Annotated in this window: 21 protein-coding genes; 7 read left to right on the forward strand and 14 right to left on the reverse strand. The window is 62.7% G+C overall.

Annotated elements, in window-relative coordinates; genetic code table 11:
- Positions 1–61: 61 nt before the first annotated feature.
- From AB3X99_RS34580 to AB3X99_RS34620, 9 genes are all read right to left on the reverse strand, one after another.
- The gene (locus tag AB3X99_RS34580; RefSeq protein WP_368619549.1) at positions 62–769 is read right to left on the reverse strand and encodes a GntR family transcriptional regulator; all 708 of its coding nucleotides are present in this window, start codon (positions 767–769) and stop codon (positions 62–64) included.
- A gap of 11 nt (positions 770–780) precedes the next feature.
- Entirely contained in the window at positions 781–1,869 is a 1,089-nt protein-coding gene (locus AB3X99_RS34585) for an ABC transporter ATP-binding protein (RefSeq protein ID WP_368619550.1), read from the reverse strand.
- 16 nt (positions 1,870–1,885) lie between these two features.
- Positions 1,886–2,680 carry an ABC transporter permease gene (locus AB3X99_RS34590; protein WP_368605815.1) on the reverse strand — a complete coding sequence of 265 codons (795 nt, stop codon included), beginning with the start codon at positions 2,678–2,680 and terminating at the stop codon, positions 1,886–1,888.
- Position 2,681: 1 nt separating this feature from the next.
- Complete coding sequence (locus AB3X99_RS34595; RefSeq protein WP_368619551.1) at positions 2,682–3,566, reverse strand: ABC transporter permease; 885 nt, start codon at positions 3,564–3,566, stop codon at positions 2,682–2,684.
- 40 nt (positions 3,567–3,606) lie between these two features.
- Entirely contained in the window at positions 3,607–4,638 is a 1,032-nt protein-coding gene (locus AB3X99_RS34600) for an ABC transporter substrate-binding protein (RefSeq protein WP_368619552.1), read from the reverse strand.
- A gap of 94 nt (positions 4,639–4,732) precedes the next feature.
- Positions 4,733–5,701, reverse strand: a complete 969-nt coding sequence (locus AB3X99_RS34605; protein WP_368619553.1) for a flavin reductase — start codon at positions 5,699–5,701, stop codon at positions 4,733–4,735.
- Positions 5,694–6,584: an alpha/beta fold hydrolase gene (locus tag AB3X99_RS34610; RefSeq protein ID WP_342946177.1), complete on the reverse strand. Its 891-nt coding sequence runs from the start codon at positions 6,582–6,584 to the stop codon at positions 5,694–5,696. The genes AB3X99_RS34605 and AB3X99_RS34610 overlap by 8 nt, the downstream gene beginning before the upstream one ends.
- A 246-nt stretch (positions 6,585–6,830) precedes the next feature.
- The gene (locus AB3X99_RS34615; RefSeq protein ID WP_368619554.1) at positions 6,831–7,517 is read right to left on the reverse strand and encodes a GntR family transcriptional regulator; all 687 of its coding nucleotides are present in this window, start codon (positions 7,515–7,517) and stop codon (positions 6,831–6,833) included.
- Positions 7,518–7,651: 134 nt separating this feature from the next.
- The gene (locus tag AB3X99_RS34620; RefSeq protein WP_368619555.1) at positions 7,652–7,942 is read right to left on the reverse strand and encodes a DUF1330 domain-containing protein; all 291 of its coding nucleotides are present in this window, start codon (positions 7,940–7,942) and stop codon (positions 7,652–7,654) included.
- Between the two features lie 156 nt (positions 7,943–8,098).
- On the opposite strand from AB3X99_RS34620, the gene AB3X99_RS34625 reads away from it, so the two are divergent.
- The 6 genes from AB3X99_RS34625 to AB3X99_RS34650 all read left to right on the forward strand — a co-directional run bounded on the left by AB3X99_RS34625 (position 8,099) and on the right by AB3X99_RS34650 (position 14,509).
- Complete coding sequence (locus AB3X99_RS34625; RefSeq protein WP_069267999.1) at positions 8,099–8,701, forward strand: amino acid synthesis family protein; 603 nt, start codon at positions 8,099–8,101, stop codon at positions 8,699–8,701.
- Complete coding sequence (locus AB3X99_RS34630) at positions 8,670–9,488, forward strand: alpha/beta hydrolase (RefSeq protein WP_342946178.1); 819 nt, start codon at positions 8,670–8,672, stop codon at positions 9,486–9,488. Before AB3X99_RS34625 ends, AB3X99_RS34630 begins: the two co-directional genes overlap by 32 nt.
- Before the next feature lies 1 nt (position 9,489).
- Positions 9,490–10,449, forward strand: a complete 960-nt coding sequence (locus AB3X99_RS34635) for a flavin reductase (RefSeq protein WP_368619556.1) — start codon at positions 9,490–9,492, stop codon at positions 10,447–10,449.
- An 11-nt stretch (positions 10,450–10,460) separates the two neighbouring features.
- A complete protein-coding gene (locus tag AB3X99_RS34640) occupies positions 10,461–11,498 on the forward strand; it encodes an LLM class flavin-dependent oxidoreductase (RefSeq protein ID WP_368619557.1) in 1,038 nt (345 codons plus the stop codon).
- A gap of 12 nt (positions 11,499–11,510) precedes the next feature.
- Entirely contained in the window at positions 11,511–12,980 is a 1,470-nt protein-coding gene (locus AB3X99_RS34645) for an aldehyde dehydrogenase (RefSeq protein ID WP_342946181.1), read from the forward strand.
- Between the two features lie 116 nt (positions 12,981–13,096).
- Positions 13,097–14,509 (forward strand): cytosine permease, encoded by a 1,413-nt coding sequence (locus AB3X99_RS34650; protein ID WP_368619558.1) that lies wholly within the window; start codon positions 13,097–13,099, stop codon positions 14,507–14,509.
- A gap of 81 nt (positions 14,510–14,590) precedes the next feature.
- Here AB3X99_RS34650 and AB3X99_RS34655 read toward each other — a convergent pair whose 3' ends face one another.
- The 4 genes from AB3X99_RS34655 to AB3X99_RS34670 all read right to left on the reverse strand — a co-directional run bounded on the left by AB3X99_RS34655 (position 14,591) and on the right by AB3X99_RS34670 (position 19,069).
- Positions 14,591–15,532 (reverse strand): ABC transporter substrate-binding protein, encoded by a 942-nt coding sequence (locus tag AB3X99_RS34655; protein WP_368619559.1) that lies wholly within the window; start codon positions 15,530–15,532, stop codon positions 14,591–14,593.
- A 95-nt stretch (positions 15,533–15,627) separates the two neighbouring features.
- Entirely contained in the window at positions 15,628–16,653 is a 1,026-nt protein-coding gene (locus AB3X99_RS34660; RefSeq protein ID WP_069267992.1) for an ABC transporter permease, read from the reverse strand.
- A 19-nt stretch (positions 16,654–16,672) separates the two neighbouring features.
- Positions 16,673–18,184: a sugar ABC transporter ATP-binding protein gene (locus tag AB3X99_RS34665; RefSeq protein ID WP_368619560.1), complete on the reverse strand. Its 1,512-nt coding sequence runs from the start codon at positions 18,182–18,184 to the stop codon at positions 16,673–16,675.
- Positions 18,185–18,310: 126 nt separating this feature from the next.
- Positions 18,311–19,069 carry a GntR family transcriptional regulator gene (locus AB3X99_RS34670; RefSeq protein ID WP_368619561.1) on the reverse strand — a complete coding sequence of 253 codons (759 nt, stop codon included), beginning with the start codon at positions 19,067–19,069 and terminating at the stop codon, positions 18,311–18,313.
- Between the two features lie 85 nt (positions 19,070–19,154).
- Here AB3X99_RS34670 and AB3X99_RS34675 point away from each other — a divergent pair, with 85 nt between their 5' ends.
- Positions 19,155–20,453: an L-fuconate dehydratase gene (locus AB3X99_RS34675; RefSeq protein ID WP_368619562.1), complete on the forward strand. Its 1,299-nt coding sequence runs from the start codon at positions 19,155–19,157 to the stop codon at positions 20,451–20,453.
- Here the strand turns inward: AB3X99_RS34675 and AB3X99_RS34680 are convergent.
- On the reverse strand, positions 20,450–21,124 hold the full coding sequence (locus AB3X99_RS34680) for a C80 family cysteine peptidase (protein ID WP_342946185.1): 675 nt from the start codon (positions 21,122–21,124) through the stop codon (positions 20,450–20,452). The genes AB3X99_RS34675 and AB3X99_RS34680 overlap by 4 nt on opposite strands.
- Positions 21,125–21,149: the final 25 nt, after the last annotated feature.

A 21,149-nucleotide genomic window follows, 5' to 3' on the forward strand; every position in this document is an offset into this window, starting at 1 on the left:
CATAAAAAGTTGATGGCCCACTCAGGCAGAGCACGCCAATAGTCAGTACAGCCAGGCTGCGTTATCCTGCCTGGCGCCACGACGCGTGCTCGTGCCCCTCCGCCAGCAGCTGGCGCGCAATCTCGGCCACTCTGTCCACGTGCGCGATCGCGGCCTCGCGTGCGCCGGTCGCGTTGCCGGCTTGAATGGCGCTCAGGATGCGGTGCATTTCATCGACAGCCTGGCGGCCGCGGTCATCGGAAGCGATTGTCAGGGCCCGCAAGCGGTTGATGCGCGCCGTCAACGACTGCACGATCTCCCAGGCCACGCGCTTTTGCCCGGCAATGAACATGCGCTCGTAGAAGGCCGTGGTGAGTGCTCGCACGGCATGATGGTCCTGCGCTTCGAAGGCCGCGTGAATCCGGTCGATGAAGCCGGCGAGATCCGCGACGATGCTCTCGTCAGCATGCTGCGCGCACGCCATGGCGGCTTCGCCTTCAAGGAGGGCGCGTATTTCGTAGATCTCCGCCGCCGTCTCGAAGTCGAGCACGGCGACGATCGGCCCCTGGTTCGGAATCGAGTCGACGAGACCCTCCGTTTCCAGATGCCGCAAAACTTCCCGCACAACGGTGCGGCTCACGCCGAGAATTTCGCACAGCGAGCGCTCGACCAGCCGCTCGCCTGGATGAAAGTGCGCCTCCAGAATGGCCGTGCGCATTTTTTCGAGCGCGAGTTCCCGCAAGGTGGCCGTGGGGCGTTCGACCCGCAGCGATGGCAGTGCGTCACTCATGACAGCCGCCATCACGCTTGCGCGAACAGGCGCACGTCGCGCGCGTCCCAGTCGACGAGCGCCTGCGTGCCGATCGTGATCCCGCCGTCGTGGCGATGCGCCGCCGGCATGCGAATCGAGATCTCCTGCTGCCAGGGCGTGGCTACCGCGTAGTGCATGGCATCGCCGAGATAGGTGACGTCGCGCACCGTTACGGGCAAGCCTGTCGTGCCGTTTGCGCCTTGCAGCGAGCTGAGGTGCATCTGCTCCGGGCGGATCATCAGCGTGCCGTCGTCGCCGGCGGCGAGTGACGGATTGAACGCGTCCGATGCGATTTCATGGCCATTCGGGAACACGCCGTTCATGCGGCCTTCGCTGGTCTTCGTCACCTTCACGGGCAGGAAATTCGAATTGCCGATGAAGCTCGCAACAAAGCGCGAAGCCGGGTTCGCGTAAAGCTCCTCGCCCGTGCCGACCTGCTCGATGCGGCCTTTGTTGAACACGGCGATGCGGTCGGAGAGGCGCAGCGCTTCTTCCTGGTCGTGCGTGACGTAGAGAATCGTCACGCCCGTCTCCTGGTGAATGCGGCGCAATTCGAGCTGGATTTCCTCGCGCAGCTTCTTGTCGAGCGCCGAGAGCGGTTCGTCCATCAGCAGCACGGGCGGATCGTAGGCCAGTGCGCGCGCAATCGCCACGCGTTGCTGTTGCCCGCCCGAGAGCTGTGCGGGCATGCGGTCGCGGCACTCGGAAAGATGCACGAGCTTGAGCATCTTTTCCACTTTCGCCTTGACCTCGGCTTCGGGGCGGCGGCGCACGCGCAGCGGAAACGCCACGTTCTCGCCCACCGTGAGATGCGGAAAGAGCGTATAGCGCTGAAACACCATGCCGATGTTGCGCTTGTTGGGCGCCACCGCCAGCAGCGGTTTGCCGTCGAGCAGCACGCGCCCTTCCGTGGGCTCCTGAAAGCCCGCGACGATATAGAGCGTCGTGCTCTTGCCCGACCCCGACGGTCCGAGGAAGGTCATGAATTCGCCCTTGCGCACATCGAGCGACACCTGGTCGATGGCGACGACGTCGTCGTAGGTCTTGCGCAGGCGCTGGATTTGCAGGAAAGCAGTCATGGCTTGTTCACCTCGATTAGCGGCCGCGGCGCACGAGAGCGCCCGCCAGCATCAATAACGTTGTCAACGCGACGAGCAGCGAAGACGCCGCTGCAACGACAGGCGTGAGGTCCTGGCGCAGCGTGGACCAGATCCGCACGGGCAGCGTCTGCAGCGTCGGGCTCGACATGAAGATCGACACGACCACCTCGTCCCACGATGCGAGGAACGAAAAGATCGCCGCGGCGTAGAGCCCGAGCCGGATGGCCGGCAGCGTGACCTTCAGCTTCACCATCAGCGGTGAGGCGCCGCAAATGAGCGCAGCGTCCTCCAGCGACGTGTCGAAGCTCGCGAGCGAATTGCTGATCGAGATGATCGAGAACGGCAAGGCGATGATGAGGTGGCCGATCACGAAACCCGTCATCGTGCCGTTCATGCCGATGCGCAGGAAGAACGCATAGAGCGCGACGGCGAGGACCACGACCGGCAGCACCATCGGCGTGATGAAGAAGGCCTGCACCGCGCCGCGCCCGCGAAACTTGCCGCGTACGAGCGCAAGCGAAGCGAGAAAACCGATGGCGACGGAGAGCACCGTGACGATCACGGCGAGCTTCGCGCTCGTGAGCAACGAGTCGATCCAGCCCGCATCGGTGAAGAGCTGCCGGTACCACTCGAGCGTCCAGCCCGGCGCTGGAAAGATGAGCCACTGCGAGTCGCCGAACGAGAGCGCGACGATAAAGACAATGGGCAGCAGGAGAAAGAGCGCGACGGCTCCGCCCACGGCCAGCAACATCCAGCGCAGCGCGCCCAGGCGATCGAAATCGAGCAACATGTCAGCGCCCTCCGAGACTTGCGCGCGCGTTGCGCGTAAAGCGCAGTTGCAGCGCATAGAGCGAGAGCGTCACGGCGAGCAGCACGAATGCGGCGGCGCCGGCGAGGCCCCAGTTCAAGAGTTCCTGCACGAGCTGCGCGATGAGTTCCGCGAGCATCATGTACGAGGGTCCGCCCAGCAGCGCGGGCGTGACGAAGTAGCCCAGCGCCATCACGAACACCATGAGCGCGCCCGAGGCGACGCCCGGCATGGCGAGCGGCACGAGAATGCGCCAGAACGCCTGCCAGCGGCTCGCACCGCACACGGCGGCGGCGCGCAGCGTCGAAGGGTCGATGCTGCGCAGGGTGGCGTGCAGCGGCATCACGAGAAACGGCAGCATGATGTAGGTCATGCCGATCGTGACTCCCGTCAAATTGTTGACGAGCGAGAGAGGCTCATGGATCACGCCGATCGCCATCAGCATGCGATTGATCGGCCCCGTTTCCTGCAACAGCACCATCCACGCGAAGGTCCGTGCGAGCAGGTTGGTCCACATCGACAGCAGCAGGATCGCGAAGAACACGGCGCTGACCTTGCGCGGCGCGATGGCGAGCAGCCACGCCATCGGAAAGCCGACGAGCAGCGTGACGAGCGTCACGACCGTCGCCACGAGGAACGTATTGCCGAACACGCGCAAATACGTGGTCGAGCCGAGCAACTGCTGGTAGTTGTGCAGACCCGGCGTCGGCTCCAGCACGCTGCGCAGCAGCAGCGAGAGCACCGGCAGCAGGAAGAAGATCACGAGCAGCAGCATGGCGGGCGCCAGCCGCCGCATGCTGCGCCAGTCGCGCCGTTTGCGCGTGGCCGCCGCGGCCGGGTGCGCGACGGTACTCAATACGTTAGGCATGGTGTTTCCTTTTGAACCGGTTCGCGACGACGGGACTCGCTTACTTCGATTGCCACGCGTACCAGCGCTTCGCAATCGCATCGCGGTTCTCGGCCCAGTACTTCATGTCGAGATTGATCTGCGATGCCTTGTATTGATCGGGCAGCGTCTTCGCCATGGCCGGCGACATCAGCGCGGCCGACTTCACGTTGATCGGCGCGTAACCGGTATCGGCCGCGAATTTGGCCTGGGCCTGCGGGCTCGTCGCTGCGGCGAGATACTTCATCGCCGCGTCGCGGTGCTTCGCGCCCTTCGGGATCACGAGCATGTCGGCGGCGGTGAGGTTCTGGTTCCACGAAATGCCGACGGGCACGCCGGTTTGCGCGAGCGCGTGCAGGCGGCCGTTCCAGAACATGCCGATCGGCGCCTCGCCCGATGCGAGCAGCTGCTGCGACTGCGCGCCGCCGCTCCACCACACGATGTCGCTCTTGATCGTGTCGAGCTTCTTGAACGCGCGGTCGAGGTCGAGCGGATAGAGCTTGTTGGGCGGCACGCCGTCGGCGAGCAGCGCGATTTCGAGCACGCCCGGCGCCGACCACTTATAGAACGTGCGCTTGCCCGGGAAGCGCTTGGTGTCGAACAGGTCGGCCCAGGCTTGCGGCTGCGCGCCCGTGTATTTCGCCTTGTTGTAGCCGAGCACGAACGAGTAATAGAAGCTGCCCACCGCGGCCTGCGACGCGAAGCGCGGGTCCAGCTCGTCTTTTTTCACCACCGAATAGTCGATCGGCTCGATCAGTCCGGCCTTCTGCGCGGCATAGGCGAAGTCGCCCTCCACGTCCACGACGTCCCAGCTCACGTTGCCGCTGTCGACCATCGCCTTGAGCTTGCCGTAGTCGGTCGGGCCGTCCATCAGCACGGTGATGCCGCTCGCCTGCGTGAACGGCTGCGCCCAATCCTTCTGTTGCGACGATTGCGTGGTGCCGCCCCAACTCGTGAAGACGATGGGGTCCGCGGCCAGTGCGGGTGCTGCTGCGAGTGTCGCTGCGCACGCAATGAACATCGGCGCGAAAAACGAGGTGCTTCTGCTGCTCATGGCTATCTCCGGGGATACGGTTGGTTGTCGCTTCGTCAGGCCGGCTGCGGGAAGACCCGTCGGCTTCTTCATGGTTGTGTTCGGTGCCGTGCCGTCAATGCGCGAGGGCGAGCGGCTGCACGGTGCCGGCTTCGCTGTCGCCCACGTAAATGCCGAATGCGTCCTGCTTGCGTTCGCGCACATACCGTTCGAGCATCGAGCGCACGGCGTCGTCGCTCAATTCGTCCCAAGGAATCTGCGAGAGCGGCACGATGCGGATGCTGCTGTCGAGCCAGGGCGAGCCGTTGTGAATCACGCGGCCGCGGTAGTAGATATGCTCGCTCGGCCCTTTGCCGCTGCCGTCTTCGAACACGGCGAACAGAAAGTCGAGATGGGCGCGCAGGCCGAGCTTCGCGAGGACGCCGCGCAGGCTCGCCGCGTCGCTGGCCGGTTCGAGCTTGACGCCCGTCGGCAACGCCACGCCTTCGGGCGTGTCGATGAGCACGAGGCCGTCGCGATGCTCGAGAATCGCGCCCACTTTCGCGCGCACGCCGGCTGCAGCCAGCGCATCCTGCGAGAGACTGAAGTTCACGTACGCGCCGCGGCAGTAGCCAAGCGGCGTCGAACTCGTTTGCACGACGTCCACCACGCGGCCGATCAGGATGATGTGGTCGCCTGCGTCGACGACTTCATGCGTCGTGCAGTCGAAGCTCGCCGCCGCGCCGTCCATCACGGGCGCACCCGTTTTGCGCGCGCTCCAGGGCACTTGCCCAAACTTGTCGGCGGCCTTCGAGGCGAACACGCCCGAAACCTGCTGCTGGTCTTCGGCGAGCACGCTCACCGCGAAGCGGCCCGTTTGCGAGAACACCGCATAGCTCGACGCCGTCTTGGCGATGCACACCAGAATGAGCGGCGGGTCGAGCGACACCGAGGTGAACGAGTTGGCCGTGAAGCCGCGCGGCGATCCGTCGGGCTGGATCGTCGTGACGACGGTCACGCCCGTCACGAACGCGCCCAGCGCGCGGCGAAATTCGGCGATATCGAAAGCCGGTTGCGCGGGTTGGGCAGTCATCGGCTCAGCCATGGCGTTCTCCTGTGTTTGCTGCGGTATTGGCTGCCTGCGTCGCCGACGCAACGGCCAGGAACGCGAGCAGGCTTGCGTTGACGCGTTCCGGGTCGGTCACGTTCATCATGTGGCGCGCGTTCGCAATGACTTCCGCGCGGGCGCGCGGCGCGACGGACGCCATTGCGTGCGACATCTGCGCGCTCGAATTCGGATCGCACTCGCCGGTGAGAAAGAGCGCGGGTACCTCCAGATTCGCGAGACGGCCCACGTGCGCGGCGTCGGAAGATGCGAAAAGACGGTACGTGCGCGCGTAGCCCACGGGATCGACGGCGAGCAGCAGCGCACGCACCGCTTGCGCCGCCTGGGTCAGATGCCCCGGGATCGGGTGGCCGAACCAGCGCGAGAGCGTCGCGTCCACGCCGCTTGCGGCCGGCGCTTCGCCGAGACTCGCCGCGCGCGTCATCACCGCTTCGCGCTGCGCCGGCGTGCGGTCGTACACCGCGTTCAGCGCAACGACGCTCAACGTGCGCGGCGCATTGAGCAGCGCGAATTCGAGCGCGACGAGCGCGCCCATCGAATGCCCCACCACGTGCGCGCGCTCGACCTGGATGGCATCGAGCAGCGACTCGAGCTGCGCGGCGTATTCGTCGAGCGTGGGCTGTGCGCTCGGCAGCGCGCTCTCGCCGTGACCCAGCATGTCGTAGGCGACGACGCGAAACGATTCGGACAACGCATCGATCTGCGGCGCCCACACGCTCTGATTCATGCCGACGCCATGGATCAGCACCACGGTTTCGCACGCGGCGCTCGATTGCGGCGCGTACACGCTGTAGCACGTGCCCGCGGTTCGACCGCGCTGCGCGCGCGAGACGCCATGTTCGGAGGCGAAAGCAGGCTTCATGGAATTCAGGCTCCATCCGGCAACTCGGGCGATACGGAAAATCGCCGGAGTTCGCGTTCGATGAGATTATGGTATGCCATCTTATGGCCCACAACAAACTATTGCGTATTATGGAATACCATGAGATCGCTCGCGGGCGCGCTGGCACACTTTGGGCCGCGCGCGATCACCTGAATTGAGCAGACAAAAGAAAAGGCCGCCGGCATGTGCCGGCGGCCTTTTTTAGCTGGCGGGTCAGCTAAAGGGTCAGGCGTCGCTGAGCCCTTCGTTTTGCTGGGCAAGCGCCGAGAGCGCCAGCTCGGAGACTCGCTTGATATGCGCGAACGACGCCGCGGAGGCCGCTTCGCCGTCGCGCCGCTCGATGGCGTCGAGCAGCAGGTTCATTTCGCGATTGGAGTCGCCGCCACGCCCCGGCATCGCGATGGTCAACGCGCGTAAGCGGTTGATACGCGCGTTGAGCGTTTTGACGACCGTGAGCGACACCTGCTTGTTGGCGGCTTCGAACAGCGTTTCATAGAAGCGCTCGGTGTGCTCCACCACGCGCGGCAGGTCGCGCTTTTCGAACGCATCCTCGATGATCGCGCGGATCGCGCGCAGCTGCTGCACGACTTCGGGCGTGGCGTTCTCGGCGCAGGCCCGGGCAGCATTGGCTTCGAGCAATCCGCGCAACTCGTAGATCTCGCCCACTTGCGTGGGATCGAGCCGCGCCACGATCGGCCCCTGCCGCGCGACGGTCTCGACGAGCCCCTCGGTCTCGAGATGCCTAAGCACCTCGCGCACCACCGTGCGGCTCACGCCAAGCTCGTCGCACAGCGTGCGTTCGACGAGGCGCGTGCCCGGCCGGAAATACCCCTGGACTATCGCGCCGCGCAGTTTGTCGAGCGTGAGCTCACGCAGGGTCTTGGCATTGCGATCGATTTTGAGGTCTTGCATAGGCGGCAACAGGAGAAGGACGAAAGCCCGCGCACAAGGACGCGGACATGGAATGCCATATTATGACGCAACTGACGTCCAGCTTTCCTTCTGCCTGCGCTTTGCCCCTTTTGCGCCCCGCCGCAACGGCCCGGTCAGTCCTCCAGCCCCTCGACGATCGAGATCTGCGCCACGCAATGGCCATCGCGCTTCGCCTTGGCCGCTTGATACTCCGGCGAGTGGTAGCAGTCGAGCGCCGTTTGCATGTCGGGGAACTGGATCACGACGTGCCGCGCGAACGACTCGCCTTCCAGCACCTGCGCCGCACCACCGCGCGCGAGGAATACGGCGCCGAACTTCTTGAACGCCAGCGGCGCGATGTCCGTGTAGTCCTTGTACTTCGCGGCGTCCAGCACGGTGACATGTGCAATCCAGTATGCAGTCATCTCTCCTCCTCGTTTTTCATCGTCGTATTCATCAAGAAAAAGCGGCAATCCCTTGGCAGACGGGGTTCACCGTGAGCTATCGGGTTAACACTCATGGCATGCCGTAACATGGTATACCAAAATGCTTCACACAATCAACGTACGAAGGAAGTTGCCATGAGCCTGATTCGCAAATCCATCCTCCATGTCGAGAACGTCTTCGTAGACGGCGACAAGGCCGCTGCGAAGCCGCTGAAAATGATCGGCGCGGTCGCGGTGATCAAGAACCCGTGGGCGGGCCGCGGTTACGTGGAAGACCTCTCGCCCGAGATTCGCGCAATCGCGCCGCAACTGAGCGAGCACCTCACGAAGCTCATCCTCGACGAAGCCGGTTCGGGCGAAGCGGTCGAAGCGTTCGGCAAGAGCGCCATCGTCGGTCTTGCGGGCGAACTGGAGCATGCGTCCGCGCTCATCCACACCCTGCACTTCGGCAATATCTATCGCTCGGCGGTGGGCGCGAAGTCGTATCTCGCGTTCAACAACACGCGTGGCCCGGCCAATGCGCCGCTGCTCATCCCGATGATGGACAAGAACGACGAAGGCCGCCGCTCGCACTATCTCACGCTCCAGTTCTCGATTGCCGATGCACCGGCCGCCGACGAACTCGTGGTCGCTATTGGCGCCGCAACGGGTGGCCGTCCGCATCACCGCATTGGCGATCGCTACAAAGACCTCGCAGAGCTCGGAAATGACGTCAAGAACCCTGCAGCTGTCAAATAAGCGCGTCGCGCACTATCTGGAGCAAGGCGCGGGCGAACCGCTCGTGCTGATTCACGGCGTGGGCATGCAGGCGAGCGCGTGGTATCCGCAGATCGAAGACCTCTCGGCCGAATTCCGCGTGATCTCGGTCGACATGCCGGGCCACGGTCGAAGCGATGCGCTCGAAGCGGGTGCCGGCTTGCCGCAGTTCGTTGAGTGGGCAACCAGTTTCGTCGAGGCGCTGCACGTGGGTCCCGTCAATCTGGCGGGGCACTCGATGGGTTCGTTGATCGCGGCTGGCGTCGCGGTCACGCGTCCCGATCTGGTCAAGCGTGTGGCAGTCCTGAACGGTGTGTACCGGCGTACCGAAGCGGCGCGCGAAGCCGTGCTGCAGCGCGCCGCCGAGTTGCGCTCGGGCACCATCGACGTGGATACGCCGCTGCGACGCTGGTTCAACGCGGACGAAGCCCAGCAAGTGGCGGCGCAAAAGGTCGAGTCGTGGCTGAAGTCGGTGAACCTTGCGGGCTACGCGACGGCCTACACGGCGTTCGCGGGCGGCGACGACGTGTACGCCGACGGCTGGCAGACGATTCGCTGCCCTGCTCTCGTCCTGACCGGCGCCGACGATCCGAACTCGACGCCGCAGATGGCAAGACAGATGGCGCAAGCCGCGCACAACGGCACGGCCGTGGTGATCGAAAACGAACGCCACATGGTGAACCTCACCGCGCCCGACGAAGTCAATCGCGCGCTGCGTGCCTGGTTGCAGACGGAGCCGCAGGCGGAAAACCACGAAGTGGAAGTGTGAAATGAGCCAAGACACGAGCCAGGTAGTTCACCCGCAAGCCGCGAAGATCAACACGCGCGAGCTGCGCGACGCGTTCGGCGCGTTCATGACGGGCGTGACGATCGTGACGACCGCGACGGACGACGGCAAGCCGCTCGGCTTCACCGCCAATTCGTTTTCGTCCGTTTCGCTCGACCCCGCCCTGCTGCTGGTGAGCATTGCGAAGACGTCGAGCAATTACCAGACGTTTTCCACTGCGGGCCACTTCGCCATCAACATCCTCGCGGAAGGACAAAGGGATTTGTCCAACACGTTCGCGCGGCCGAGCGACGACCGCTTCGCCAACGTGAACTGGCAATTGAGCGCCAACCGCAACCCGCTCATTGGCGACGTCAGCGCCTGGTTCGACTGCACGACGCACGCCGTGATCGACGCGGGCGACCACGCGCTGATCGTCGGCCGGGTCGAGGCGTTTCATTCCGCGGGGTTCGCTGGCCTCGGCTACTATCGCGGCGGTTATTTCACGCCGGCCAGGGTATCGGCGGAAGTCATCGCGGGTCCGAAAGTCATCGTGAGCGCGATCATCGCGCGCGAGGACAAGGTGCTGCTCGTGAAAAACGCAGACGGCAAATGGGGCCTGCCTTCGAAAGAGATCGGCAAGGAAGGCGCCGACAAGGCGCTCGCCGAGATCTTCACGAAGTACCAGCCCGATGCATCGGCAAGCTTCATCTATTCGGTCTACAACAATACCGAAACCCATTACCAGTACATCTCGTTCCTGTGCAGCGCGCCGGATGAACTCGCCGCAGCGGGCGACGCCTCGGCACAATTCGTTAGTCTGGAAGACGTGCAAACGCAAGCGTTCCAGGACAGCGCACTTGCCAGCATGCTCCAGCGCTACCGCAAGGAAAGCGAACTGAAGAGCTACGGGATGTACTTCGGCGACCATAGCAACGGCACAGTCCGCCCGCTTCATTCCTGAAAGGTTCCATCATGCGATTCTCACTTTTCGTTCACATGGAGCGCGTCTCCGATCAGACCAGTCAGAAGCAGTTGTATGACGAAATGATCGAGCTGTGCCAGATCGCCGATCGCGGCGGCATGCATGCGATCTGGACCGGCGAGCACCACGCCATGGACTTCACGATCGCGCCCAATCCGTTCCTCAACATCGCGGACCTCGCCAACAAGACGAAGAACGTGAGGCTCGGCACGGGCACGGTCATTGCGCCCTTCTGGCACCCGATCAAGCTCGCCGGCGAAGCCGCGATGACCGACATCATCTCGAACGGCCGTCTGGATCTGGGCATTGCACGAGGCGCATACTCGTTCGAGTACGAACGCCTGATGCCGGGGCTCGACGCGTGGGGCGCGGGCCAGCGCATGCGCGAACTCATTCCGGCCGTGAAGAAGCTGTGGGAAGGTGATTACGCGCACGAAGGCGAGTTCTGGAAATTCCCCTCGACGACGTCGTCGCCGTTGCCGCTGCAGCGCCCACATCCGCCGATCTGGGTAGCCGCGCGCGATCCGAACAGCCACGAATTTGCCGTGTCCAACGGTTGCAACGTGCAAGTCACGCCGCTGCATTTCGGCGACGAAGAGGTCGAGAAGCTCGTCGGCCACTTCAACGCCGCGTGCGAGAAGTTCAGCAACGTGCCGCGCCCGCAGATCATGCTGCTGCGCCACACGTACGTGGCGAGCAGCGAGGACGACGCGCAGATCGCCGCCGACGAAGTGAACACGTTCTACAACTACTTCGGTGCGTGGTTCAAGAACGAGCGGCCCGTGAGCCGCGGCATGATCAAGCCCCTCACGAAGGACGAGATCGCCGCTCACCCGTTCTATACGCCCGAGGCGATGCGCAAGAACAACGTCATCGGCACGCCCGAGGAAGTGATCGGGCGTCTGCGGGCCTACGAGAAACTCGGCTTCGACGAGTACTCGTTCTGGATCGATACGGGCATGAGCTTCGAGCGCAAGAAGGCGTCACTCGAGCGCATGATCAACGACGTCATGCCTGCATTCAGGTAAGGGGCCGATTCCATGGACTTTCATTTTCAGCTGTATATCGACGGCCAGTTCGAACCGGGCGCCGCGACGTTCGACAGCGTGAACCCGGCCACGGGCAACGTGTGGGCGCAAATGCCCGAAGCGCGCACGGAGCAGGTCAACCGCGCCGTCGAGGCGGCCAACCGCGCGCTGACCGATTCCGCGTGGGCCGGCCTCACGGCCTCGGCGCGCGGCAAGCTGCTGCACAAGCTGGCCGGCCTCGTCGAAAAGGCTGCGCCGCGACTCGCTGAAATTGAAACGAACGACACCGGCAAGATCATTCGCGAGACGTCGAGCCAGATCGCTTATGTGGCCGAGTACTACCGCTACTACGCCGGGATTGCCGACAAGATCGAAGGCAGCCACATTCCCGTCGACAAGCCGGACATGCAGGTCTGGCTCGAACGGCAGCCCGTCGGCGTGGTCGCCGCCATCGTTCCATGGAACAGCCAGTTGTTTCTTTCCGCCGTGAAGGTCGGGCCGGCGCTCGCCGCCGGTTGCACGGTCGTTCTGAAGGCTTCCGAGGAAGCGCCCGGCCCGTTGCTCGAATTCGCGCGGCTCGTGCACGAGGCCGGATTTCCGCCGGGCGTCGTCAACGTGATCACCGGCTTCGGGCCGGAATGCGGCGCGGTGCTCAGCAGCCATCCCAGGGTGGACAAGGTGGCCTTCACGGGCGGCCCCGAAACCGCGCGGCATATCGTCAGGAACACCTCGAACAATCTTGCGAAGGTCTCGCTCGAACTGGGCGGCAAGTCGCCATTCATCGTGTTCGCCGATACCGATATCCAGAGCGCGGTGAATGCGCAAGTCGCGGCGATTTTTGCGGCAAGCGGCCAAAGCTGCGTGGCGGGCTCGCGTCTTTTGATCGAGGCATCCGTCAAGGACGAATTCCTCGCGTTGCTTGTCGAACGCGTCTCGCGCATTCGCGTGGGTTCGCCCAACGAGATGACGACGGAATACGGGCCGCTCTGCACCGAAAGGCAACTGCGCAACATCGAGAAGATCGTCGCGAGTTCCGTGAGCCAGGGGGCAAAGGTGCTCGCGGGCGGCAAGGCGCTGGGGCGCGACGGCTACTACTACGCGCCGACAATTCTGGACTGCTCGGGCGTGAGCAACGCGGACAGCATCACGACGGAGTTGTTCGGCCCCGTGCTTTCGGTGGATACGTTCGCTTCCGAACAGGAAGCCATCGAGAAGGCGAACAGCACCGCCTACGGACTCGCGGCGGGCATCTTCACCACCAACCTCACGCGGGCACATCGCGTTTCGCGGCGCGTGCGCTCGGGGATCGTCTGGATCAACACCTATCGGGCGGTGTCGCCGCTCGTGCCGTTCGGCGGCTTCGGGCTTTCCGGGCACGGCCGCGAGGGCGGCATGGCTGCCGCGCTCGAATACACGACGACGAAGTCCGTGTGGCTGCGCACCTCGGACGAACCGATCAGCGATCCGTTCGTGATGCGCTGATCCGTTCCCCGCTGCACCGCTTCAAAGCCGTTCCAAAGCCGCTTCAAAGCCGTTCAAGGCCATGACGCGCCACCTTCGTGGCGTGGCTCGGCCTGTGCAATAAAGATGGAGACACTATGAAAAACCCGGCGAACGACAACAGCGTTCTGACCATTGAAAGCAACTCGATCGAGTATGTCGCTCCCGAGCATCGGCATGGCAAGCCAGTCGATTTGTTCACGTTGTGGTTCTGCACGAATGTCGCGCCACTTGCGGTGATATCCGGTGCGACTTCGGTCCTGGTCTTTCACCTCGACGTGATGAGCGCGATTCTCGCCATCGTCGCCGGGCAATTCTTTGGCGCCATTTTTCACGCCCTCACCTCTGCGCAAGGCCCGCTCGTCGGCGTGCCGCAGATGATTCAAAGCCGCGCGCAATTCGGCCGCTATGGCTCGCTGCTCGTGGTCAGCTTCACCACGCTGATCTATCTCGGCTTCTTCGTCTCGAACATCATCCTCGCGGGCAAGACGCTTCACACCGCCGCGCCCGCGGTGCCCGTGCCGGTAGGCACCGTGCTCGGCGCGATTCTCGCGACGCTCGTCGGCGTGATCGGCTATCACTTCATTCACCGCTTCAACAAGATTGGCGCGTGGTTCATGGGCGGCGCGCTCCTGATCGGCATGATCATGATGGCCCCCGGTCTTGACGCGCAAATCCTGCAGCAGGGTCATTTCGACGTGTCGAACTGGTTCGCGATGTTCGGGCTGTGCGCCGTCTGGCAAATCAGCTTCGCGCCCTACACGTCCGACTATTCGCGCTACCTGCCGACCTCGGCGGGCTTTGCGAAGACCTTTGCGTTCACGTATTTCGGCACCTCGCTCGGCACCATCTTCGCGTTTCTCTTTGGCGTGCTCGCGGTCAGCACCGGTCATTCCATCGACGCCATGCAAGCCATCCGCACGCAAACGGGCATGTTCGGCTATGTGCTGATCTTCCTCTTCCTGGTCAACATCATTGGCCACAACGGCATGAATCTGTATGGCGGGGTGCTGTCGTTCATTACCGCCGCACAGACCTTCCGCCCCGACTGGGTGCCTGGCCGCACGGTGCGCGTCGTCTTTTCCACTGCCCTGCTGGCCGCCTCTACCGTCACGGCGTTGTGGGCCTCGAGCAATTTCATCGCGATCTTCCTGACGGCGATCTTTGCCATGCGCATCGTGCTCGCGCCCTGGGTCGCGATCAATCTGGTCGACTTCTATCTGATCAACCACCGGCGCTATCGCGTCGCGGAAATCGTGAGCAGCCACGGCGGCGTCTATGGCTCCTTCAACTTCAAGGCCATCGCGATTTATCTCTTCGGCATTGCGGTGCAGGTGCCGTTCATGGCGGAGAGCTTTTTCCACGGCCCGCTGGCGTCGATCGTCGGCGGCGCCGATGTCTCGTGGATGGTTGGCCTCGTCGCGACAGCGCTGACCTACTACGTGTTCGCTTCGAAAGACGGTTCGCGTACTCCCCGGCGCTCGCCGGCTGGGGCGGCGGTTTCCGAGTGAAGTGCGCCGCAGACGCGTAAAACGAAAAGGAAGAGCCTCGGCTCTTCCTTTCTCCCTGCACATGACTCACACCAATATCAATCAGTTGTAAAGCACCGCCGCGATCTTCGGGTCGTTCATATTGGTCTTGTCGTACCAGTAAAAGCCCGTGTCGATTTTCTTGGGCAGTGATTCGCCCTTCAACGCCTTCGCCGCGGAATCGACGACGCACTTGCCGATACCGACCGGGTTCTGCGTAATCGCGCCCGCCATCAGGCCGGACATGATGGCCTCCTTCTGCTCCTTGCCCGAGTCGAAGCCAATCAGCACCAGCTTCTTGCCCGACTCCTTCACGCCGATCGCCGCGCCTTCCGCCGAGCCTTCATTGGCGCCGAAAATGCCCTTGAGGTTCGGGTTCGCCTGAATCATGGCCTTGGCGATTTCCGCCGACTTCAGGTGGTCGCCCGCGCCGTACTGCACGGAAACGATCTTGATGCCCGTGTGCTTCGTCTTTATCTCGTTGACGAAGCCGTCGCGGCGGTCGATACCCGTGCGGCTCGTCTGGTCGTGCACGATCACGCCGACTTCGCCGGAATTGCCGATCATCTCTGCCATCTTGTCGGCGGCGAGCGCGGCGGCGGCGAGGTTATCCGTGGCGCAGGTCGTGAGCGGAATATCGCTGTCGACGCCCGAGTCGAACGCGATCACAGGGATCTTGCTGGACTGCGCGCGTTTGAGCAGCGGAACGGCGGCCTTGCTGTCGAGCGCGGCGATGCCGAGCGCCTGCGGTTTCTTGGCGAGCGCGGCCGAAAGCATGTCGATCTGCTTGTCGACCATGGCCTCGGTTTCAGGGCCTTCGAACGTGATCCTGACGTTGTTCGCCGTCGCCGATTGTTCCGCGCCGGATTTCACGGCCTGCCAGAACTGATGCTGAAAGCCCTTCGAAATGATCGGAATGTAGGGTTCCTCAGCATAGGCCAAGCTGGACGTGCCCACGAGCGCGCCCACTCCGATTACGGCACTGATCAGTTTTCTTTTCAACATGACATTTCTCCTCCTAAGGTGGGCCATAGACCTCCAGCCGTTGAGGGAGCCTTGTTTTACTCCCCGTTCTCTCCGTGCTTCTTCCGTCTCCTCTTCTAAGTCTTCTTGCGGCGCAGGATATCCGCGTAAACCGCGAGGATGATGATGAGACCCGTCACCACGATCTGCCATTCCTGTGCGACCGACATGATGCGCAAGCCATTGGTCAGCACACTCATGATGAACGCGCCGATGATGGTGCCGAGTATCGTGCCCGAGCCGCCGCTCAGCGACGTGCCGCCGATCACCACGGCCGCAATGGCTTCCAGCTCGTAGCCCTGGCCAAGTGCCGGTTGCGCCGAGTTCAGGCGCGAAGCGATCAAGAGTCCCGCAATGCCGCAAATCGCGCCGCCAAGGCCATAAATGGCGATCTTCCAGCGATCGACATTCACGCCTGAAAGGCGCACGGCCTCTTCGTTGCTGCCGAGCGCGAACGTATAGCGTCCGAGCGCCGTTCGGTTCAGCGTGATCGAGCTCACAATGGCTAGCACAAACAGAATCAACACGGCGTTCGGTACGGGCACGCTGGGCAGAAAATAGCCGATCAGCGAGTCCTGCGAAATCATGTAGAAGTTTTCGGTGTCGGTGAAATAGATCGGCTTGTCGGACGAGACGACGAGCGAGAGCCCCTTGAGCAGCAGCATCATGCCCAGCGTGGCGATGAACGGCGGGATCTTCATCTTCGCCGTGAGCGTGCCGGAAATGGTGCCGCACACCGCCCCCGTGCCGATTGCCGCCAGTACGCCGATCCACATCGGCAAATGCCAGTAGGTCAGGAAAACGCCGCAAATCACCGCGGTAAAGGTCATCAGCGTGCCAACCGACAAATCGATGCCGCCCGTGATGATGACGAACGTGCTGGCAATGGCGAGCACGCCGTTCACGGCGGTGGCCTGCAGAATGCCGAGGATGTTGTCCATCTGCATGAAGGCAGGCGAAGCGAAGCTGAAAAAGATCAGCAGCAGGATCAGGCTCGCGAACGCGAGCATTTTCTGCAGCGCAGTGGGCGAGAAAATGCGCGCCTTGATGCCGGACGACCGTTTCTGGTCGGTCAGCGCCGCAGTATCCGATTGCATAGTCATGGATTCGACCTCTTGAGGCTCATGCCGCTTGCAGGGTTTCGCGCTGGGTCGCGAGATGCATGATGCGCTCCTGGGTCGCCTCGCTGGCGGAGAGTTCGCCAGTGATACGGCCTTCGCACATCACTACGATCCGGTCGCTCATGCGCAGGATTTCCGGAAGTTCCGACGAGATCATCACGATCGCCTTGCCTTGTTCGGCGAGCGCCCGCAACAGCTTGTAGATCTCGCTTTTCGCGCCGACATCGATGCCGCGCGTGGGCTCGTCGAAGAAAAGCACGTCGCAGTCGCGCTCCAGCCACTTCGCAATGACGATCTTCTGCTGGTTGCCGCCCGACAGCAGACGCACCGGCTGCGTAGCGGAAGGCGTGCGGATGGCGAGCAGACTGATGAAATGCGCCGCCGTCTTGCGGATTTGCATGCGACGCAGAAACACGTTCAGCGAGAGGAACTTGCCGAGATTGGACATCACGATGTTCGATTCGACGTCCATGCCGGTCGCGAGACCAAAGCGCTTGCGGTCCTCGGAGAGATACCCGATGCTGTGCGCGACCGCATCGCTCGGCGTTTTGATCGATACCTTCGCGCCTTTCACGAAGATGTCGCCGGATTCGACCGGGTCCGCGCCGAACACGGCGCGCGCGACCTCAGTGCGGCCCGCGCCCATGAGTCCCGCAAAGCCCAGTATTTCGCCTTTGCGCAACGTGAAGCTCACATCCCGCACGAGCGGGCCCGCGTTCAGATGCTTCACGTCGAGCGCGACTTCGCCCTGGTGCGCCGGCGCCTGGTACGGTGCAACATCGGCGAGCGTTCTGCCGACCATCATGCCGATGATGGCCTGCACGCTCGTATCGGCGGCGGCGACGGTGGCGACGTACTCGCCATCGCGCAGCACGGTGACGCGATCGGCGATTTGCTTGAGCTCATCCATCTTGTGCGAGATGTAGACAATGCCCACGCCCCGCTCTTTCAACTGGCGAATGATGCGGAAAAGCTCGGCGATTTCCGCGTCGTTGAGCGCGGAAGTCGGCTCGTCCATGATGAGCACGCGCGAATCGAACGACAGCGCCTTGGCGATTTCGACCATCTGCTGGCTTGCCACCGTGAGCGAGCCGACCACGGTGCGCGGATCGAGGTGCACGTGCATGCGGGCGAGAATCTCGCGCGCCTGCGCATTGAGCTTGTCTTCGTCGAGAAAGAGCCCGAGGCGCCCGCGCGGTTCGCGGCCGATGAACATGTTCTGCGCGACGGTCAAATGATTCATCAGCTGGAGTTCCTGATGAATGATGCCGACGCCCACGGCCTGGGCCTCGCCCGGACTCGCGAACGCGACAGGCTGGCCATCGTAGAGAATGTCGCCCGAGTCGCGCGTATACACGCCCGCGAGAATCTTCATCAGGGTCGACTTGCCCGCGCCGTTCTCGCCCATCAGCGCGTGCACTTCGCCCGCCATGAGATCGAATTGCACTTCGTGAAGCGCTCTCACGCCGGGAAAACTCTTGCTCAGCTTGTTGACGGAGATGAGCGGCGTCATGGCGCTGATCCGCGAAGAAAAGCCAGACACATTACCGGGGCCTCTTGATTGCGTGCGCGGCGTGGCTTGCAGCGCTGCACAAAGGGGGTTGAAGGATGGGCATTGCTCGACGTACGACCAAAGCGCTCAAGGTGCAAAGAGATCTGGCCGTTCTTTCGCGGACCGGCGCAATTCCTCGATGACCTGATCGAGATGGTCGTGCATTGCTTTGGCCGCTGCGTCGGCACGGCCGGCGCGAATGGCTTCGAAAATCCGTTCGTGCTCCTCGAGCGTGTGCACGAGACGCTCGGGACTCGCCAGCAGTTGCCTCGCGCGGTCCAGCGCGTTGCGCGACACCGCGACGATCTCTTTCACGCGCGGCAGGTTCACCGCGTCTAACAGGATTTCATGAAACGCCAGATCGAGCTCATGAAACTCGAGACGCTGGCCATTACCGGCAATCTTGCGCTGCTCATCGAGATTGGCTGCCAGTGCGTCGATCGTGGCACGGTCCTTCATGCGCGCGACTCCGCGCACCGTTTCGACTTCGAGCGCGCTGCGAATGAACAGATGCTGGCGAATATCGTCGAGCGCGATCGGTTTGACGCGCGTGCCGCGCTGCGGCAAAACCTCGACGAGACCCGCATGCGCGAGCTTCGCCAGCGCGGCGGAAACCGGAAAGCGCGACACGCCCATGCGTTCGCAGACCGCCGTCTTGTCGATCATCATCCCGGGTTCCAGCGCGAGCGTCACAATCGCTTCTCTCAGTGCGTGCTCGACTGCATCGGTCAGGCTGCCGCGCTCGCCGCCTCTAATCTTTTGCAGTGCGACATAAGGATCGCCAACACTCGCCATTTCGGATGAAGAGTTCACGGCACGCTTGATTTTGAGAAGACATGCTAGCATGCTAGGTAGCAGATTCAGCGTTGTCAACGCGTGCAAACGTCTGGTTTTCCCCTATCGAAAGCCGTCCCTTCACCGGGGAGTTCGAATGACTACGATCAGCAAGCTATCCGTTCGCGACATCCGCTTTCCCACTTCGCGTTCGCTCGACGGTTCCGACGCCATGAATGCCGCGCCGGACTACTCCGCCACTTACGTCACGCTCGAAACCGATTCTCCAGACAGATTCACAGGGCACGGGCTCACGTTCACGATCGGACGCGGTAATGAAATCTGCGTGACGGCGGTCAACGCGCTAGCGCCGCTCATCGTCGGCAAGCGGCTCGAAGACATTACGGCGAACATGGGCGCATTCTGGCGCGCATTTACTTCGGATAGCCAACTACGTTGGATCGGCCCCGACAAGGGCGCGATTCATCTGGCAACGGCGGCAGTCGTCAATGCGGTGTGGGACCTGTGGGCCAAATCGGTTGGCAAGCCCGTATGGAAACTGCTCGCGGACATGAGTCCGGAGGAACTCGTGCGCTGCCTGGATTTTCGCTACGTGACCGATGCGATTACGCCTTACGAAGCGTTGGCCATTCTGCATCGCCACGCGAAGACCAAGGGCGCGCGCGAAGTGGAAATGCTCGCGCAGGGCTACCCCGCCTATACGACTTCGGCCGGCTGGCTGGGCTACGACGACGACAAGATCCGGCGCCTCGCACGGGAAGGCGTCGCGCTTGGCTGGACGCATTTCAAGCAGAAAGTGGGCGGCAATCTCGACGAAGACGTGCGGCGCGCGCGCATTCTGCGCGAGGAGATCGGCGAAAACCTGAAGCTGATGATGGACGCCAACCAGGTGTGGGACGTGGACGAAGCGGTGGCGAACATGCGGCGGCTCGCAGAATTCGATCCGTGGTGGATCGAGGAGCCGACGAGCCCCGACGATATTCTCGGCCATGCGGAGATTCGCCGGCGTTTGGGGTCGATTGGGGTTGCCACGGGTGAACACTGTCACAATCGCGTGATGTTCAAGCAGCTGTTGCAGGCGCAGGCGATCGATTTTTGTCAGGTGGATGCTTGTCGGTTAGGTGGGCTTAACGAAGTCATCGTCGTTTTGCTGATGGCAGCGAAGTTCGGTGTGCCCGTTTGTCCGCATGCGGGCGGCGTTGGGCTGTGCGAGTATGTGCAGCATATTTCACTGTTCGATTATTTGTGTGTTTCGGGTTCGCTGGAGAATCGCGTGCTCGAGTATGTCGATCATTTGCATGAGCATTTTGTTGATCCTGTTGTGATCCGGAATGGGCGTTATATTCCGCCTCAGAAGCCTGGGTATAGCATCGAAATGAAGCTGGACTCACTCGAGAAGCACACCTTCCCTGAGGGCGAGGCCTGGCGGCCCTAGCCTATGTCCATCATGTCCTCATCGATATCCATATAGTCCGCGTCTTCGTCGATATCCATTTCCGTGCGTGCAAATCCGAAGCGCTGCGCGCGTTGCTCGTCCCAATAGAAGACGACCTTGGAAAAGAGCTGATTGTGGTGCCGCTGGTTTGTGACCGGATTCTTCGTGAGTTTCCTTCCGATCTGCGCCCCCTGATTGATCACCGCATTGTTCATCGTGCGTCCGCTCGCGCTCACGTAGATTCCGTGTGTTTGACCGAGAATCCGGTGCAGGTCGCCAACGTAGCTGTTTCCGGAGGCAACGTACGGAATCTGGTCCTTCGCCTGATCCTTTCCCAATGCCAGCCTGCAAGCCGTGACCGAAACGATGGCCGGCAAGTTGCCGGCCAGCCCGCAGTGCGAAAGGTACTGGGCTAACAGCGCAGCGTCCACCCCGCCCAGCGTTTGCCTCGAAACGGATCCGTGACCGCGTATATAGAGGCGCCACGGCTGCATCAGGTTAGCCGCCGCCTGGGACACCGCCTGCGGGCTATCCGTGTTTGCCGTAAAGACGTAAGTCGGCACCCCTTGGCTAACGCCCTTGGCCACGATCGATTGGGTTCCGTTCAGAATGGTGCCGTCGTTGTTACCAGACAGGACATTGATGATGATCTGCGCAGCATATTTGGACATTTCGGTCATCTCCAATCATGAATCG

Origin of the sequence: Paraburkholderia sp. BR10882 (genome assembly GCF_040948855.1) — a bacterium.
Classification (GTDB): Bacteria; Pseudomonadota; Gammaproteobacteria; order Burkholderiales; family Burkholderiaceae; genus Paraburkholderia; species Paraburkholderia nodosa_A.

What these genes read in the sequence shown, in the direction of transcription:
- AB3X99_RS34580 (WP_368619549.1), bottom strand. Translation starts at nt 769, where the DNA reads ATGAGTGACGCACTGCCATCGCTGCGGGTCGAACGCCCCACGGCCACC.
- AB3X99_RS34585 (WP_368619550.1), bottom strand. Translation starts at nt 1,869, where the DNA reads ATGACTGCTTTCCTGCAAATCCAGCGCCTGCGCAAGACCTACGACGAC.
- AB3X99_RS34590 (WP_368605815.1), bottom strand. Translation starts at nt 2,680, where the DNA reads ATGTTGCTCGATTTCGATCGCCTGGGCGCGCTGCGCTGGATGTTGCTG.
- AB3X99_RS34595 (WP_368619551.1), bottom strand. Translation starts at nt 3,566, where the DNA reads ATGCCTAACGTATTGAGTACCGTCGCGCACCCGGCCGCGGCGGCCACG.
- AB3X99_RS34600 (WP_368619552.1), bottom strand. Translation starts at nt 4,638, where the DNA reads ATGAGCAGCAGAAGCACCTCGTTTTTCGCGCCGATGTTCATTGCGTGC.
- AB3X99_RS34605 (WP_368619553.1), bottom strand. Translation starts at nt 5,701, where the DNA reads ATGGCTGAGCCGATGACTGCCCAACCCGCGCAACCGGCTTTCGATATC.
- AB3X99_RS34610 (WP_342946177.1), bottom strand. Translation starts at nt 6,584, where the DNA reads ATGAAGCCTGCTTTCGCCTCCGAACATGGCGTCTCGCGCGCGCAGCGC.
- AB3X99_RS34615 (WP_368619554.1), bottom strand. Translation starts at nt 7,517, where the DNA reads ATGCAAGACCTCAAAATCGATCGCAATGCCAAGACCCTGCGTGAGCTC.
- AB3X99_RS34620 (WP_368619555.1), bottom strand. Translation starts at nt 7,942, where the DNA reads ATGACTGCATACTGGATTGCACATGTCACCGTGCTGGACGCCGCGAAG.
- AB3X99_RS34625 (WP_069267999.1), top strand. Translation starts at nt 8,099, where the DNA reads ATGAGCCTGATTCGCAAATCCATCCTCCATGTCGAGAACGTCTTCGTA.
- AB3X99_RS34630 (WP_342946178.1), top strand. Translation starts at nt 8,670, where the DNA reads ATGACGTCAAGAACCCTGCAGCTGTCAAATAAGCGCGTCGCGCACTAT.
- AB3X99_RS34635 (WP_368619556.1), top strand. Translation starts at nt 9,490, where the DNA reads ATGAGCCAAGACACGAGCCAGGTAGTTCACCCGCAAGCCGCGAAGATC.
- AB3X99_RS34640 (WP_368619557.1), top strand. Translation starts at nt 10,461, where the DNA reads ATGCGATTCTCACTTTTCGTTCACATGGAGCGCGTCTCCGATCAGACC.
- AB3X99_RS34645 (WP_342946181.1), top strand. Translation starts at nt 11,511, where the DNA reads ATGGACTTTCATTTTCAGCTGTATATCGACGGCCAGTTCGAACCGGGC.
- AB3X99_RS34650 (WP_368619558.1), top strand. Translation starts at nt 13,097, where the DNA reads ATGAAAAACCCGGCGAACGACAACAGCGTTCTGACCATTGAAAGCAAC.
- AB3X99_RS34655 (WP_368619559.1), bottom strand. Translation starts at nt 15,532, where the DNA reads ATGTTGAAAAGAAAACTGATCAGTGCCGTAATCGGAGTGGGCGCGCTC.
- AB3X99_RS34660 (WP_069267992.1), bottom strand. Translation starts at nt 16,653, where the DNA reads ATGACTATGCAATCGGATACTGCGGCGCTGACCGACCAGAAACGGTCG.
- AB3X99_RS34665 (WP_368619560.1), bottom strand. Translation starts at nt 18,184, where the DNA reads ATGACGCCGCTCATCTCCGTCAACAAGCTGAGCAAGAGTTTTCCCGGC.
- AB3X99_RS34670 (WP_368619561.1), bottom strand. Translation starts at nt 19,069, where the DNA reads ATGCTAGCATGTCTTCTCAAAATCAAGCGTGCCGTGAACTCTTCATCC.
- AB3X99_RS34675 (WP_368619562.1), top strand. Translation starts at nt 19,155, where the DNA reads ATGACTACGATCAGCAAGCTATCCGTTCGCGACATCCGCTTTCCCACT.
- AB3X99_RS34680 (WP_342946185.1), bottom strand. Translation starts at nt 21,124, where the DNA reads ATGTCCAAATATGCTGCGCAGATCATCATCAATGTCCTGTCTGGTAAC.